Raw genomic sequence first — 14,106 nt, forward strand, 5'->3', positions numbered from 1 at the left:
GACATGGCCAAGCGCCTCGACATCAAAGATCTCAACATCTACTACGGCAAGTTTCACGCTGTCGCCGATGTGGGCCTGTCCGTCCCGCCCCGGAGCGTGACCGCGTTCATCGGTCCGTCCGGCTGCGGAAAGTCGACGGTCCTGCGCACCCTCAACCGCATGCACGAAGTAATCCCCGGGGCGCGCGTCGAGGGTTCGGTCCTGCTCGACGGCGAGGACATCTACGATTCCAGCGTCGATTCGGTGGGTGTTCGCAAGACCATCGGCATGGTCTTCCAGCGGCCCAACCCGTTCCCGACCATGTCCATCAAGGACAACGTCGTCGCCGGCCTGAAACTGAGTGGTGAACGCAACAGGAAAAAGCTCGACGAGGTGGCCGAGCGTTCTCTGCGCGGTGCCAACCTGTGGACCGAGGTCAAGGATCGCCTCGACAAGCCCGGTGGCGGCCTCTCAGGCGGTCAGCAGCAGCGTCTGTGCATCGCGCGTGCCATCGCCGTCTCGCCCGACGTCCTGCTCATGGACGAGCCGTGCTCCGCGCTCGACCCGATCTCGACTCTCGCGATCGAGGACCTGATCACCGAGCTGAAGAAGGACTTCACGATCGTCATCGTCACGCACAACATGCAGCAGGCTGCGCGTGTGAGTGACCAGACGGCATTCTTCAACCTCGAGGCAACCGGTAAGCCCGGTCGACTCGTCGAGATCGACGACACCGAGAAGATCTTCTCGAACCCGACACAAAAAGCTACCGAGGACTACATCTCCGGCCGCTTCGGCTGAGCGACACTGTGGCTGTGTGGGCAGTCGACCTCCTCCTCACCGGCTACTTCAGGTGAGACAATGGGTACGTTCTGAAATAGGGGGTCGACAGTTGACTATCGAATTGCGTCAGCCGGACCGGGAGGTCGCGGCGGGAGCGCATTACGGCTACTCCTTGGCCGATTCGCATACGCGTCTGCTTCTGGCGGAGCCGGACCCAGCCACCGCTGCGCAGTTCATGGCGGCCGCCGACCACATGGGGATTCGCACCGACTGGTGCCGTGACGGTGCCGAGACTCTACTGGCGGTGGGTGCGGAGGTGCCGACCGTCCTGATCTTGGCTGCTCACACCGACAACGTCGACGCCGCACGAGTGGTGGCCACGATTCGAAGCCGGTCCGATGTTCCGATCCTGGTCGGTGCAGCCAAGTCGGGCGACGAGCGCATCGTGCGCGAAGTCCTCGCCGCGGGCGCCTCGGCGGTCGTTGCCCGCCCGTACGACATCACCACCATTGCTCCGTTCGCCGGCATCACCACACTCTCACCCGCCGAAGACAGTGTCGTCACCGCCGGACCGATCCGGGTCAACCCCAGTGGCTACGAGACCCGCGTCGGAAACCGCGAAGTACAGTTGACTCAGCGGGAACTCGAACTGCTCGTCTACCTGATCAAACGCCGCGGCCACGTCGCCAGCCAAAGCGAGATCAGCCTCGCAGTATGGGGTCACAGCGCCGAAACGAACACCGTCGCGGTGCACGTGAAGCGGCTACGTGAAAAACTCGGCTCGGATGCGCAGCACGGACAGTTCATTCGCACCATCCGCGGCGCCGGCTACCGCCTCGCTCCTTCCTTATGTGCATGAACCCATCAGCTCTCTGCGGTAGCAGAACCCGGAAGAACTCCCAGGTCGTGTGATGGGCGCACCCACAGACGACTGGGAATCAGGATTCCGAGCGCTGACGAAGTTCGTCGAACTCAAAGGTCATGCCGGCCCCGCAGGTCGAGTCCATGCGTTCGGAATCGACCTCGGCGGGTGGGTGGCACGTCGACGGATCGCATACTGGGACGGCACACTCTCCGCCGGTGAAGCCGACCTCCTCGAAAACCTACCCGGCTGGACCTGGGGGAAACCGCGACGCAAAAGTTGGCGAGCAGCACTGTCCGCATTATCGGACGAGCTCGCCGCGCGCCCCGACACGGACCTGTCGTCGACTCTCGTGATCGATGGTATCGATCTGGTCGCATGGGCGAACGCCCAGCGCACAGCCCACCAGAATGGCGAGCTCACCGACACCCAGATTCTCATGCTCGAAGCCCTACCCGCCTGGATGTGGGACAACGACACCGTTCGTTGGGAAACCGGGCGCTCTGCACTCGAGATGTACCTCCGAGAGCACGATGGTGCCGATGTCCCTCGCTCAGCGCGCGCCAACAGCTTCGACGTGGGCAAATGGGTGTTCCGCTGCCGAGAAGAGCATCGCGCCGGCACCCTGCCCCCGGATCGTATCGCCGAACTGAACAAGCTCCCAGGGTGGCGATGGGGCCGCGAGAGCGACGCGTGGATACAGGGGATCTCGGCCCTTAAGGCCTACACCGCCATCCACGGAACAGCCTCCCCCCGACAATCAGAGATCCTCGACGGGTTCTCCCTCGGACAGTGGGTCCACCACCGGCGCCGCGACTACAAAACCGGCACCCTGGCGATCGAGAAAATCGCCGCCCTCGAAGCGCTGCCCGGCTGGGACTGGGATCCTTTCCAAACACAATGGGAGAGAGGGTTTTCCGTATTGACTCAGTTCGTCGCGAACTCCGGTCATGCTCGACCATCCAAGAGCGCGGTCACCGGAACTTATCCCCTCGGCGAATGGGTCAGCACCCAACGAAAACACCACCACCGAGGAATTCTGTCCGACGCCCGCTCCGCACGACTCGAACAACTTCCAGGTTGGCGCTGGATCGACGACAAACAGCACGAGTAAACCCGGCAAGTGAACCGTCGCAAGACAACCCCACTCATGCTCGCCAGCAACCTTGGATCACAGCGATGCAGGTTTCGCAGAGGATTCCTGCTTTCCAAGGCAAGGCGAAGTGCACATGGCTCCCTGGGAACGAAAGTTCCGGAAACGCTCAATGGTGACCTCGGCCCCCGAGTGGCGGCGCCTGTCAATTCCCGCACCCGGAGAATCCGCCGAATCGATGTTCCCGACAGATCCCGACACCACTACTTCTGCACCGGACTGATCAACACACCGGCAACACCGCTACAACCGCTTCGCTCACCTCATCACATTGCTGAGCGCCGAACCTGCTGAAACAGGGGGGTGCACCCGCAATCGATTTCACGATTCAGCAACACCGTCCTGAGGCTCAGATTCCAGGATCCAGCACACACCGACATCGTCGGTTTCCGGCGGAATCCCACTTTCCGCTCGACCCAGCAGCGCAACAAGGTTTGTTTCGAGGGTGGCAAGTTCGCGGATCTTGCCACGAACCTGGGAGAGATGCTCCGAGAGCATCTCCACGACCTGCTCACAAGGAGCCGCCCCGCGGTCATGGGTGGTGAGGATCTGGCGGATCTCTCGCAAGGTGAGACCTGCAGACTGGGCGCTGCGGACGAACCGCAAACGCGAAAGAGATTCCGGACCGAAATCCCGGTAGCCGTTGGACTTTCGGACCGGGACGGGAATCACCCCACTGTCCTCGTAGAAACGCAGCGTCTTCGGGGCAACGCCACTCCGAGCGGCCAGTTCACCAATTTTCACGAGATCCTTGACCTTCCATCGCACTGGAATGTCCATTATGGATGACGTTCGGGAACCGCAGGTGACTCGGACCGCTCGTCGTCGCGCTGACGGCGAACGCTCAGAAGGAGGTGTGAAATGAACCCACTGGAGATGTTGTGCGACTGGCTGTGTCGAGCGATGGGTCCTTGCTGTCCCCCCATGTGATGCCGTGGCGAGCAACTCGGAATCTACCGATGTCACTTCGCCGTTCCTGGTGAGGTACGTCGGCCGGCCACCGTTCGGCTGGCGTACCGCATTCACTTCCAAGTCCGGTGCATCATCTTCCTCGAATCGCCCTACATTGCTATCATCGTTTTATGACGATGAATAACGAGTCGGGATGCCTCGCTGCAACCGGCAGCGGGTCCAGTCTGGATGCGGCAGTGGCACTGTTCCACAGTCTCTCGGACGGCACCCGGTTGTCGATCGTGCGCCGTCTCGCCGAAGGAGAGGCGCGGGTTGCGGATTTGATCGGTGAACTCGGCCTCGCCCAGTCGACGGTGTCCGCACATGTTGCATGCCTACGTGATTGCGGTTTGGTCGACGGCAGACCGGAAGGTCGGCAGGTGTTCTACTCGCTGGCCCGGCCGGAATTGATGGACCTACTCGCCTCGGCGGAGACGCTGCTTGCCGCGACGGGGAACGCGGTTGCCTTGTGCCCGAATTACGGCACCGCCATCGGAGATAGCCGTGAGTGACGCATGCGGTTGCGGTCACGACGAACCCCGCGTCGAAGGCGAGGAAGAACACGGGCCCGAAAAGTGGTGGCAGGTTACCGAGATCCGGGCGGCTGCAGCTGCGGGCGTGCTGCTGATCGCGGCGCTGATAGTGGGCCTGACCGGTGGGCCGGATGCTCTCGGGCTCGGTCTCGAGGTGGGCGCCCTGCTCATTGCCGGTTACACGTTCGTCCCGTCCACTCTCGCACGCCTGGTCAAGGGCAAGATCGGGGTCGGCACCCTGATGACGATCGCGGCTGTCGGCGCGGTACTGCTCGGTGAGGTGGGCGAAGCGGCCATGCTCGCGTTCTTGTTCGCGATCAGCGAGGGACTCGAAGAGTATGCGGTCACCCGCACTCGCCGGGGCCTGCGGGCCTTGCTGTCTCTGGTGCCGGCCACCGCGACAGTTCTCCGCGGCGGCCGCGAGGAAACCGTTCCGCCCTCCGAACTCCAGCTCGGCGAGCTCATGGTCGTCAAGCCTGGGGAACGGATCGCCACCGACGGGGTCATCCGCACCGGACGCACCGCTCTGGACACCTCCGCGATTACCGGTGAATCGGTGCCCGTCGAAGCCGGTCCCGGCAACGAGGTGTTCGCAGGATCGATCAACGGCACCGGCGTCCTCGAAGTCGAGGTCACCGCAGATGCGCAGGACAATTCGCTGGCCAGAATCGTGCGGATCGTCGAGGCCGAGCAGTCCCGCAAGGGCGAGGCGCAACGCCTCGCCGACAAGATCGCCAAACCGCTGGTTCCAGGTGTGATGATCGTCGCCGCAGTTATCGCCGCGGTCGGCAGTGTGCTCGGCGATCCGCTGGTGTGGATCGAACGCGCCCTGGTGGTGCTGGTCGCCGCCTCCCCGTGTGCGCTGGCCATCGCGATCCCTGTCACCGTTGTCGCCGCGATCGGTGCGGCGTCCAAGCTCGGTGTCCTGGTCAAGGGCGGCGGTGCACTCGAGGCCCTCGGCCGGATCCGCACCGTTGCGTTGGACAAGACCGGCACCCTCACCCGCAACCAGCCTGCCGTGATCGATGTGGCCACGGCGGACGGCGCCAGCCGCGAGGACGTTCTCGCGGTGGCCGCAGCGTTGGAGGCGCGCAGCGAGCACCCTCTCGCTCGCGCGATTCTCGCCGCCGTCGACGACTACGCACCCGCCGACGACGTGGACGCGGTCACAGGGGCGGGCCTGACCGGGGCCATCGACGGCATACCTGTGCGCCTCGGTCGACCGGGCTGGATCGACCCGGGTCCGCTGGCAGGGGATATCGAGCGGATGCAGCATGCCGGCGCCACTGCGGTGCTGATCGAGCGCGCCGGAACGGTCATCGGGGCGGTCGCCGTCCGTGACGAGCTCCGACCGGAAGCACGTGAGGTGGTTGCCGGGCTACGACGCGGCGGGTACACCGTCGCGATGCTCACCGGCGACAACGAACGCACCGCCCAGGCGCTGGCCGCCGACGTCGGGATCGACGACGTGCACGCCGACCTGCGCCCGGAGGACAAGGCACGGATCGTGGAAACCTTGCGTGCGAGCCGCCCGACGGCAATGGTCGGGGACGGTGTCAACGACGCCCCCGCCCTGGCCACCGCCGACTTGGGCATTGCCATGGGCGCGATGGGTTCCGACGTGGCCATCGAGACCGCCGATGTTGCTCTGATGGGTGAGGACCTGCGGCACCTGCCGCAGGCGTTGGCGCACGCGCGCCGCTCCCGGACCATCATGTTGCAGAACGTCGGACTGTCGCTGGCGATCATCACCGTTCTGATGCCGTTGGCCTTGTTCGGGGTTCTCGGCCTGGCCGCCGTGGTCCTGGTGCACGAGGTCGCTGAGATCGTGGTCATCGCCAACGGTGTCCGGGCCGGCCGCGCGCAAGCCTTCCCCACCGGATCGGTACCCGCACCGGCGGGGAAGGTCGAGGCCCGCACGTGAGCGAATTAGCGGCTCGATCAATCCGCACAGGTAGCACGCGGCGGGTGATTCTCGTGGTCGTCGGTCTCGCTCTCATCGCGATCGCACTGTCGGCCGAACCCGTTGCGCGCCGTACCCTTTCCGGTGCACGCACCGTCGATATGGGATTGCTGCAACTGAAGTTGGCGTACAACAGCGGTGTCGCGTTCAGCATCGGCCAACAGCTTCCGGCCTGGATCATCCTCGCGGTCACCGCCGCCATCACTCTCGGCGTCGGAATTTACGCCTGGCGCACCGTCCCCACCGCTTCACTGGTGGGGACGGTGGGTTGGTCGGCGATCCTCGCCGGAGCTGCCGCCAACGTGATCGATCGTGCCGTCGACGGAAAGGTCACCGACTATTTCCACACCGGCTGGTGGCCCACCTTCAACCTCGCCGACACCTACATCACCTGCGGCGTCGTGCTGCTCGTCGCATCACTGATCTTTGAGTCCACCCACGACCCGGCCGATCCCCCGCCCGCACAGGAGAGTTCGAAATGACAGCAATACCCGAGATCAGGCCGCGCCGCGGCAGCCGCCGGATGCGAGGATGATCGGCACCATCGCCGCGGCGGTAGCGATGTTCGCCGGCACCAACATCGACGACATCGTCGTACTGACCGTCCTGTTCGTCGCCTCCGCCAGTCAAGGACGGCCGCGGGCATGGCAGATCGTTGCCGGCCAGTACCTCGGCCTGATCACCCTCGTCGCGATCAGTGTGGTCGCCGCCCTCGGGTTGGTGATCGTGCCCGAGGACTGGGTTGGACTACTCGGATTACTTCCCCTGTCGCTAGGAATCTGGGGACTGATCCAGGGCTTACGCAGCGACGGAGACGGTGAACCCGTAGTGGTCGCGGCCGGGACGATCAGCGTCGCCGCCATCACCATCGCCAACGGCGCCGACAACATCGCCGTCTACACCCCGGTCTTCCGCACTCTCGGTGCGCCCCAGACCATCGTTACCATCGCCGTGTTCCTGATCTGTGTCGGACTCTGGTGCGCCGCCGGCAGAATGCTCGGCACCCACAAGAAGGTCATCGACACCCTCGAGCGCGTCGAGCACTGGCTCGTGCCCACAGTCTTCATCGGGCTGGGCGTCATCATCCTGCTCGAATCCGGTGTGATCGGCCGCCTGATCGCCGCCGCGGCATGACCGACACTGCTGGCACGGTGGCACCTTGATCCGTCCCGGCTCCTCGCGGTCGCCGGGGCACGCGGATGTCTGCGACTCCGCGCACCGCATCCCGGCCGGAACCGTGCATGGCGCGTCACAACGGTCCGGCCACCGAAGCAAAGGCGAGCGGAAGATCCAGTGCGAATTGGCAGAACGACAAACTCGGACGGCGCCCGAATGATCGTTGGACCAGCGGTGGCCGCCTTCTCGGACGTCGGCACGGGCAGGGGTTGGGCTTCCTGCCCTCTGTCGGAATTATCCGATGGCCGTTTGCTGAAATCGGGGAGATCAGCCCCGTGAACCACTCGCATCGTGCGGCTTGCGCAGCGGCGGCGCATTCGTCAGGCGGGCGATGTGTGGAGGCCGAGCTGCACGGCATGCTCGTAGTCATCGTCGATGAGGACCACTGTGCGGTGTTCGCGGTCGAGAAGTGAAGCGGCGATCGATGCGCGGTAACCGGATGCGCAGTGCACCCACACTTCGGCCGCGGAAACTTCCTCGAGTCGGTGTGGTAGCTCGTGGAGGGGGATGTTCACGGCACCAGGAAGGTGGCTGTCCGCGTACTCGGACTGTTGACGCGCATCGAGGACGCTTATCTCACGTTCGCCGGTGGCCGCCGCGAGTCCGGCGAAGTCGGATACATCGTAGGAGCGGACCTTTCCGTCGCCGACGAGCGAGTGAATCTCACCGACGGCGGATCCGGAGGGACTGTCGATGCCGATCCGAGCCAGCTCGCGGGTCGCCTCGGCGATCTGGTCGGTTGTTTCACCGATCAGCGTCAACGGCACGCCCCACTGATAAAGCCATCCGAGATAGGTGACGAAGCTGGTCGACAGTTCGAACCCGAGAGAGCCATCGACGTGGCCGGCGGCGAAAGCGGTGCGTGCTCGTAGGTCAACGACCCATTGCCCGGCGTCGATGCGGCGACGTAGTTCGTCTGGATCGACGGGCTCGGGCATGGACAGGTCGATCGGGGCCGGCCCTTTGGTGTTGATGACGCCCATATGGGCGTAGTACGCGGGATATGCAGACAGGCCCGCGATCAGCTCGTCGACATAGGTGTGTTCGTCCTGAGTCAGTGCGGGGTTGGACTGCTGCTGTTCACCGATGGTGGATGAGTCCCCGCTGGTCGGAGTTGCGGCACAGAAGCTACCGAACCCATGTGTGGGGTAGACCTCCACCTCAGCGGCCAGTTCGGCCGCGATACGGCGGACCGAATGGTACTGCGCGTGGGTCAGTTCATCAGTGTGCTCGGAGCCGAGCAGGTCAGTGCGCCCGGTGGACCCGTAGAGCATGGAGCCGCCGGTGAAGATTGCGATCGGCTCGCCGCGCCGGTGCAGAACGTAACTGACGTGGTGATGAGTATGCCCTGGGGTGTGCATGACCTCGAACGTCGTCGATCCCGCGTCGACGACATCGCCGTCGACGACTGCTCGGCGCTCGTATTCGACCGGATCGCCGTCCGGGACGACGTATTCGGCACCCGTGGCGCGCGCAAGTTCCAGGCCGCCAGTGACGTAGTCGTTGTGGATGTGAGTTTCCAGCACGTGGGTGATGACAGCGTTCTTTTCTGCTGCCAGCGCCCGGACGCGGTCGATGTCGCGTTGTGGATCGATCACCACGGCGATACCGTCGTGGCTGATCAGATAGCTGCGGTCGCCGAGGCTGGAAGTTTCAATGATGGCGATGTCCGGGTCGGTCGTGCTCATGGGGAGCTCCTACATGTTGTCGGTCGGCCTCGTTCCTGATGTGAAGCGGGCGTTCAGGCCAGCGCCAGGAAGAGCTTTTCCAGTTCTGCTTCGGTCATGGGTTCTTTGTTGTCTGCCGCTTCGCCTGTCATGCACTCTCGGAGACCGGTAGCGACGATCTTGAAGCCAGCTTTGTCGAGGGCCCTGGAAACAGCGGCGAGCTGGGTGACAACGTCTTTGCAATCGCGTCCGTTCTCGATCATGCCGATCACTCCCGAGAGTTGGCCGTGTGCGCGGCGGAGGCGGTTGAGGACCAATGCGATGCTGTCTTCGTCGCCGATCATGGGGTCTCCTTCAGATGCATGATGATGCCAGAAATTGCCAGATTACCCCCGGGGGCATCCAACGGGGTGCACGGTAGATCATCCGAGAACGAGAGTGTCGATGAGGACGTAACCTGCCACGACAAACACCAGGTAGGCGAACCACTGCCGAAGTGAGTCCGTGGCGATGCGTGTACCGAATCGTCCGGCCACCAACGAACCCGCAATGGCTGAACCTGCGAACGCTGCCGTCAAGGGCCAGTTTCCACCTAGGCCGTCGGCCTGAGCGATGAGTCCGGCGGCGGAGTTGGCGACGATGACCACCAAAGAGGTTCCGACGGCGACACTCATCTCGATTCCCAGCAGCAGAACCAATGCGGGGATGATCAAGAAGCCCCCGCCGACGCCGAACAGTCCGGTAAGGACACCGACGCCGAATCCGGTCGGTATGGACCGAGGTGCGCATCGGCGCCAGTTGATCCCGGAATTGCTCGTCCTGCAGGCGGTTCCGGGATTGTCGGGGCTGCGCAGCATGCGTGCCCCCGCGAGGATCATGACGATCGCAAAGCCGATCATCACGGCAGTTTCAGGTAGATGCTTGCCAAGGGCAGTGCCGGCCAGGGTGCCGAGGACTCCGGTGGCGGCGAAGATTGCCGCGAGTCGCCATTCGATGAGCCGCGCCCGCACCTTGGAGATGACCCCGACCGCGGAGGCGACACCGATCACCAACAGCGAAGTCGGTATCGCCTCCGGCAGGGGGAACCCGAGAGCGTACACGAGGATCGGGACAGCGAGGATCGATCCACCGCCTCCGAGGAGACCGAGCAGGATTCCGACGGTGAGGCCGAGCGCCAGCGCCAGGGTCAACGTCATCAACTGCGCACTGCATCCCGACTGCCGAGCGTGTCCAGGGCGGCTTGGAGTTTGGTGGTGGCCTCGGCCGCGACATCTGACAGTGCTGGTTCGCCCGTCACTTGGACCATGAGGTCCGGGTTCATCGCCTCGACGATGACCGATCCGGCGGTGGTGTCGGCACGGACGACGACGTTGCAGGGCAGTAGCAGGCCGATCTCACGCACGATTCCTACGGCGCGGTGTGCAAGCGTGGGATTGCACGCGCCTAGGATCAGATACTTCTCCATGTCTGTGCCAAGTTTGGCTTTCAGGGTGGCCTGCATGTCAATTTCGGTCAGCACACCGAAGCCTTGCTCGGACAGTGCTGCTTTGGTGGCGGTGACCGCCGTCTCGAAGTCGGTGTCGGTCAAGGTGGTCGAGAGTGCGATGGTCATGGTGGAGAATTCCTTCCGTTCGTCGAACTGCGGCAATTGTGTGCCTATCCGCTTCGGGGGTGGCGAAGACTTGGTACGCCCGCTCTGGTGAGAAGCGCACTTGCCGGGCACCAGCCGACCGCGGCGTAGAGGGCGAGGTTCGCGGCGGCGAAGGCGCTGAGCAGCCTCCACCGTGGTGCGTGGAGTTCGCCGAGGGTCAGGCCCGTCGCGGTGACGCCGGCGGCCAGTGCGGGGACGATACGTTCGATCGGCCACCCGGCAGACGTGCTCGAATGCGTGATGTTCGGATCGGTCATGATTCCTCCGTGAGGTGTTGTAATGGTCAGTGCGAGAAGCGGATCGACGGCAACATTCTGCGCAGCCAGCCCGGTGCCCACCATGCAGCGTGACCGCTCAGCCGGAGCAGGACCGGGAGCAGGATCAGCCTGATCAGGAAGGCGTCGAGCAACACCGCGACGCCGAGGATGATGCCCATTTCCTTGGGTGGGAGCGGATCGGAGAGCGCGAAGGTGAAGAACACGGCGACCATGACCGCCGCAGCGGCGAAGATGACGCGTCCGGAGTGCGCGAGGCCGTCGACCTGAGCAGCCTTCGGGTCCCCGGTCTTCTCGTAGTGTTCTTTCGCGGTGGCGAGCAGGAACACGGTGTAGTCCATGGCGATGGCAAAGATCATCGCGAAGAAGAACACCGGCCCCCAGCCGTCGAGGAAACCTTGAGGGGTGAAGCCGAGCAGCGACGATCCGTGTCCGTCTTGGAAGATCAGCTTCGCAACCCCGAACGCTGCGGCGGTCGACAGCAAACTGACGGCGGTGCCGAGGATCGCGATCAGTGGTGCCTGCAGAGCGACGAGCAGCAGGATGAAGCCGAGGGCGAGGATGATCCCGATAACCAACGGTAGGTAGTCGTTCAGGGCTTGCTGCAGGTCGAGGTTCTCCGCTGGCGCGCCGCCGACGAGCGCGGACTCCGGTAGTTGTGCGCGTAGGTCACCGAGGATCGTGCCCATGGCCTCTGCGGAAGGGTCCACGGCAGGAAACGCTTGCAGCAGTGTGTAGTTCGAATCGTCTGTTGATGGTGTGGGCGGGGTGACCATCGAGATCCCGTCGACGCTGCTCGCTGCCGCGGCGGTAGCAGCCGCATCGGAAGACGGGACAACTATCTGCAGCGCGCCGGGTGCCCCGTCACCGAACTGGGCCTGAACCAACTCGTAACCTTGCCGAACGGGCGCATCGTCGGGAACGACAGCGATGGACGGCATTGCCACCTTCAGTCCCAGGACAGGTAAGGCCAGGGCGACGAGGATGCCGACGGAGACCAGCGCGAACGGCCATGGGTACTTGTGAAGCAATTCGCCCCACGCAGCGAACTTCGGGGATCGGTGCTGTTGGCGTTTCGCGTAAGGCAGGGATGCTGCGTTGACCTTGGGGCCGAGTGCGCCCAGCGTGGCCGGAAGAAGTGTCATGGTGGCGATCAGAACGAACGTGACGGCCAGCATGATGCCTACGGCCATGGTGCGCACGGCCGGTGCGGGAACGAGCAGCACTGCCGAGAGGCTGACCAGGACGGTAAGTCCGGACAGGAGCACCGCTTTGCCTGCGGTGTCCATGGTTTCGGCAACGGCTGCTCGTGGATCGGCCGTACGGAGGGCGTCGCGGAAGCGGGCGACGATGAACAAGGCGTAGTCGATGCCGAGAGCGAGGGCGAACATCATCGCGAAATTCATCGCCCATACCGAGATCGGTGTGACCTCGTTGAGCAGCACCAAACCGCCGGCGGAGGCGACGAGTCCGGCCACTGTGAGCAACAGCGGCAGCCCGGCAGCGACGAGGGAGCCGAATGCGAGCACCATGATCGCCAAAGTGACTGGCCAAGAGAATAGTTCAGCCTGAATCATCGCATCGTGGTTGGCTTTGTTGAAGTCGGACCACAACGCGGAGGATCCGGTGGGATAGACCTCGATACCGTCGCCGGAGAGTGCGGTCAGCTCGTCTTTGACATCGTCGACGGCTTTGACCATGTCGTCCGCGTTTGCGTTGGCGCCGGCGATGAGGATGCCGGTGTGGCCGTCGGGGCTGATGGTCATACCAGGCTGTGGGGCGATGACGGCACCGAACCGGGTGTCACCGTCGAACACAGCTGTGACGTCGATGAGTCTCTGCTGCACGGTGGGATCGTCGATCGACGCGGTGTCCGAATGGACCACCACCTGAACCGCGGCCGAGGAGTTCCCGCCGAAATGCTGTTGCGCGAGTTCACGGACCTGGACCGATTCGGATCCGTTGGCTTGCCACCCAGCACCCGCCAGTGACGAAAAAACCGACGGCGCTGCAGATCCGAGCGCGACAAGCGCGATCAGCCAGACACCGAACACCCATCGGCGGCGTGCGACCATCGCGCTTCCCAGGCGTCCGAGTATGCCGGGTGTAGATACGCGATCACGATCGTCACGACCGGTGGCCGTCACGGTGTCGGGCACAGACATAACTTCTCCTAAAATACGGGCTGGGGTATTCAAATGAGCGAGCTAGACCTCGGTAAACCTGACCCAATTGGAAGGTTAGGCCCTTGCACTCGCGACCGGGATTGGCGGCGAAACAGCGATCGCGAGGCGCTGGCGCCGATCGATAGGACCAACGGTCTCAGCAGAGCAGGTGCACTGCCGAGGCCGTGAAACATCCTTCGTGACGTCGTCGACATGTCGATCGCAACCTGCCCACGCGATCTTGTCGCATATCGGGCACGGGACGGGGTAACACATAGACAGTCCTTTCTGACGAGCGTCTACCCACTGTTGCATATACCCAGGGGGGTATGCAAGTACCCCTGGGGGTATACGCTCGGGTAGGCCGTTCGCTCCTCTCGGGCGCCCACCCGAGGGGGTGGGCCGTCCGGGTCGTCGAGTGCCCAGGCGAGGTACCGCTTTCTGGGTAGCCGACGCACACGTCGGCGCATCCGTCGAGACGACTCAGTCCGGGTGCGGCGGCCACGCCATCGGTGAGAGGTCTCGGGAACTCGTGGCGTGGATCGAGCGCGCCGGAACCGTCATCGGGGCAGTCGCCGTACGAGACGAGCTCCGACCGGAAGCACATGAGGTGATCGCCGGGCTACGACGCGGCGGGTACACCGTCGCGATGCTCACCGGCGACAACGAACGCACCGCCCAGGCGCTGGCCGCCGACGTCGGGATCGACGACGTGCACGCCGACCTGCGCCCGGAGGACAAGGCACGGATCGTGGAAACCTTGCGTGCGAACCGCCCGACGGCAATGGTCGGGGACGGTGTCAACGACGCCCCCGCCCTGGCCACCGCCGACTTGGGCATTGCCATGGGCGCGATGGGTTCCGACGTGGCCATCGAGACCGCCGATGTTGCTCTGATGGGCGAAGACCTGCAGCACCTGCCGCCGGCTCTGCATCCGATGAACCGAAT

At 64.1% G+C, this 14,106-nt stretch carries 15 protein-coding genes and 1 pseudogene; 8 read left to right on the forward strand and 8 right to left on the reverse strand.

The window, feature by feature from the left end; genetic code table 11:
• Window positions 1–3 precede the first annotated feature (3 nt).
• The 3 genes from pstB to QRN54_RS25100 all read left to right on the forward strand — a co-directional run bounded on the left by pstB (window position 4) and on the right by QRN54_RS25100 (window position 2,738).
• On the forward strand, window positions 4–780 hold the full coding sequence (gene pstB / locus QRN54_RS25090) for a phosphate ABC transporter ATP-binding protein PstB (protein ID WP_285183368.1): 777 nt from the start codon (window positions 4–6) through the stop codon (window positions 778–780).
• A gap of 91 nt (window positions 781–871) precedes the next feature.
• On the forward strand, window positions 872–1,621 hold the full coding sequence (locus QRN54_RS25095) for a winged helix-turn-helix transcriptional regulator (protein WP_054186436.1): 750 nt from the start codon (window positions 872–874) through the stop codon (window positions 1,619–1,621).
• Between the two features lie 52 nt (window positions 1,622–1,673).
• Entirely contained in the window at window positions 1,674–2,738 is a 1,065-nt protein-coding gene (locus tag QRN54_RS25100) for a helicase associated domain-containing protein (protein WP_011331631.1), read from the forward strand.
• A gap of 360 nt (window positions 2,739–3,098) precedes the next feature.
• On the opposite strand, the gene QRN54_RS25105 is transcribed toward QRN54_RS25100, so the two are convergent.
• Entirely contained in the window at window positions 3,099–3,521 is a 423-nt protein-coding gene (locus QRN54_RS25105) for a heavy metal-responsive transcriptional regulator (RefSeq protein ID WP_011331632.1), read from the reverse strand.
• Between the two features lie 338 nt (window positions 3,522–3,859).
• Here QRN54_RS25105 and QRN54_RS25110 point away from each other — a divergent pair, with 338 nt between their 5' ends.
• From QRN54_RS25110 to QRN54_RS25125, 4 genes are read left to right on the forward strand one after another with little or no spacing between them, the layout of a single operon-like run.
• Window positions 3,860–4,240: an ArsR/SmtB family transcription factor gene (locus QRN54_RS25110; RefSeq protein WP_054186437.1), complete on the forward strand. Its 381-nt coding sequence runs from the start codon at window positions 3,860–3,862 to the stop codon at window positions 4,238–4,240.
• Window positions 4,233–6,185, forward strand: a complete 1,953-nt coding sequence (locus QRN54_RS25115; RefSeq protein WP_285183370.1) for a heavy metal translocating P-type ATPase — start codon at window positions 4,233–4,235, stop codon at window positions 6,183–6,185. Before QRN54_RS25110 ends, QRN54_RS25115 begins: the two co-directional genes overlap by 8 nt.
• A complete protein-coding gene (gene lspA / locus QRN54_RS25120) occupies window positions 6,182–6,706 on the forward strand; it encodes a signal peptidase II (protein WP_011133466.1) in 525 nt (174 codons plus the stop codon). The genes QRN54_RS25115 and lspA overlap by 4 nt, the downstream gene beginning before the upstream one ends.
• Window positions 6,707–6,755: 49 nt before the next feature.
• On the forward strand, window positions 6,756–7,358 hold the full coding sequence (locus QRN54_RS25125; RefSeq protein WP_003944587.1) for a cadmium resistance transporter: 603 nt from the start codon (window positions 6,756–6,758) through the stop codon (window positions 7,356–7,358).
• 362 nt (window positions 7,359–7,720) lie between these two features.
• Here the strand turns inward: QRN54_RS25125 and QRN54_RS25130 are convergent, their stop codons facing one another.
• The 7 genes from QRN54_RS25130 to QRN54_RS33745 form a co-directional block, all read right to left on the reverse strand.
• Window positions 7,721–9,088 carry an MBL fold metallo-hydrolase gene (locus QRN54_RS25130; RefSeq protein WP_003944677.1) on the reverse strand — a complete coding sequence of 456 codons (1,368 nt, stop codon included), beginning with the start codon at window positions 9,086–9,088 and terminating at the stop codon, window positions 7,721–7,723.
• Between the two features lie 53 nt (window positions 9,089–9,141).
• Window positions 9,142–9,411, reverse strand: a complete 270-nt coding sequence (locus tag QRN54_RS25135) for a metal-sensitive transcriptional regulator (RefSeq protein ID WP_003944639.1) — start codon at window positions 9,409–9,411, stop codon at window positions 9,142–9,144.
• A 78-nt stretch (window positions 9,412–9,489) separates the two neighbouring features.
• Entirely contained in the window at window positions 9,490–10,263 is a 774-nt protein-coding gene (locus QRN54_RS25140) for a sulfite exporter TauE/SafE family protein (protein ID WP_003944622.1), read from the reverse strand.
• Window positions 10,263–10,679 (reverse strand): DUF302 domain-containing protein, encoded by a 417-nt coding sequence (locus QRN54_RS25145; protein WP_011133463.1) that lies wholly within the window; start codon window positions 10,677–10,679, stop codon window positions 10,263–10,265. Before QRN54_RS25145 ends, QRN54_RS25140 begins: the two co-directional genes overlap by 1 nt.
• 44 nt (window positions 10,680–10,723) lie before the next feature.
• Entirely contained in the window at window positions 10,724–10,975 is a 252-nt protein-coding gene (locus QRN54_RS25150; protein ID WP_003944652.1) for a YgaP-like transmembrane domain, read from the reverse strand.
• Between the two features lie 26 nt (window positions 10,976–11,001).
• Window positions 11,002–13,158: an MMPL family transporter gene (locus QRN54_RS25155; protein WP_030538075.1), complete on the reverse strand. Its 2,157-nt coding sequence runs from the start codon at window positions 13,156–13,158 to the stop codon at window positions 11,002–11,004.
• Between the two features lie 75 nt (window positions 13,159–13,233).
• Window positions 13,234–13,473 (reverse strand): DUF8730 family Cys-rich protein, encoded by a 240-nt coding sequence (locus tag QRN54_RS33745; RefSeq protein ID WP_080726681.1) that lies wholly within the window; start codon window positions 13,471–13,473, stop codon window positions 13,234–13,236.
• 229 nt (window positions 13,474–13,702) lie between these two features.
• Here QRN54_RS33745 and QRN54_RS25160 point away from each other — a divergent pair.
• A pseudogene (locus tag QRN54_RS25160) lies at window positions 13,703–14,089 on the forward strand (HAD-IC family P-type ATPase); the annotation flags it as partial.
• Window positions 14,090–14,106: the final 17 nt, after the last annotated feature.

Origin of the sequence: Rhodococcus sp. MEB032, from assembly GCF_030208925.1 — a bacterium.
GTDB classification, from domain to species: Bacteria; Actinomycetota; Actinomycetes; order Mycobacteriales; family Mycobacteriaceae; genus Rhodococcus_F; species Rhodococcus_F qingshengii.

What these genes read in the sequence shown, in the direction of transcription:
- pstB (WP_285183368.1), top strand. Translation starts at nt 4, where the DNA reads ATGGCCAAGCGCCTCGACATCAAAGATCTCAACATCTACTACGGCAAG.
- QRN54_RS25100 (WP_011331631.1), top strand. Translation starts at nt 1,674, where the DNA reads ATGGGCGCACCCACAGACGACTGGGAATCAGGATTCCGAGCGCTGACG.
- QRN54_RS25110 (WP_054186437.1), top strand. Translation starts at nt 3,860, where the DNA reads ATGACGATGAATAACGAGTCGGGATGCCTCGCTGCAACCGGCAGCGGG.
- QRN54_RS25125 (WP_003944587.1), top strand. Translation starts at nt 6,756, where the DNA reads ATGATCGGCACCATCGCCGCGGCGGTAGCGATGTTCGCCGGCACCAAC.
- QRN54_RS25130 (WP_003944677.1), bottom strand. Translation starts at nt 9,088, where the DNA reads ATGAGCACGACCGACCCGGACATCGCCATCATTGAAACTTCCAGCCTC.
- QRN54_RS25135 (WP_003944639.1), bottom strand. Translation starts at nt 9,411, where the DNA reads ATGATCGGCGACGAAGACAGCATCGCATTGGTCCTCAACCGCCTCCGC.
- QRN54_RS25140 (WP_003944622.1), bottom strand. Translation starts at nt 10,263, where the DNA reads ATGACGTTGACCCTGGCGCTGGCGCTCGGCCTCACCGTCGGAATCCTG.
- QRN54_RS25145 (WP_011133463.1), bottom strand. Translation starts at nt 10,679, where the DNA reads ATGACCATCGCACTCTCGACCACCTTGACCGACACCGACTTCGAGACG.
- QRN54_RS25150 (WP_003944652.1), bottom strand. Translation starts at nt 10,975, where the DNA reads ATGACCGATCCGAACATCACGCATTCGAGCACGTCTGCCGGGTGGCCG.
- QRN54_RS25155 (WP_030538075.1), bottom strand. Translation starts at nt 13,158, where the DNA reads ATGTCTGTGCCCGACACCGTGACGGCCACCGGTCGTGACGATCGTGAT.
- QRN54_RS33745 (WP_080726681.1), bottom strand. Translation starts at nt 13,473, where the DNA reads ATGCAACAGTGGGTAGACGCTCGTCAGAAAGGACTGTCTATGTGTTAC.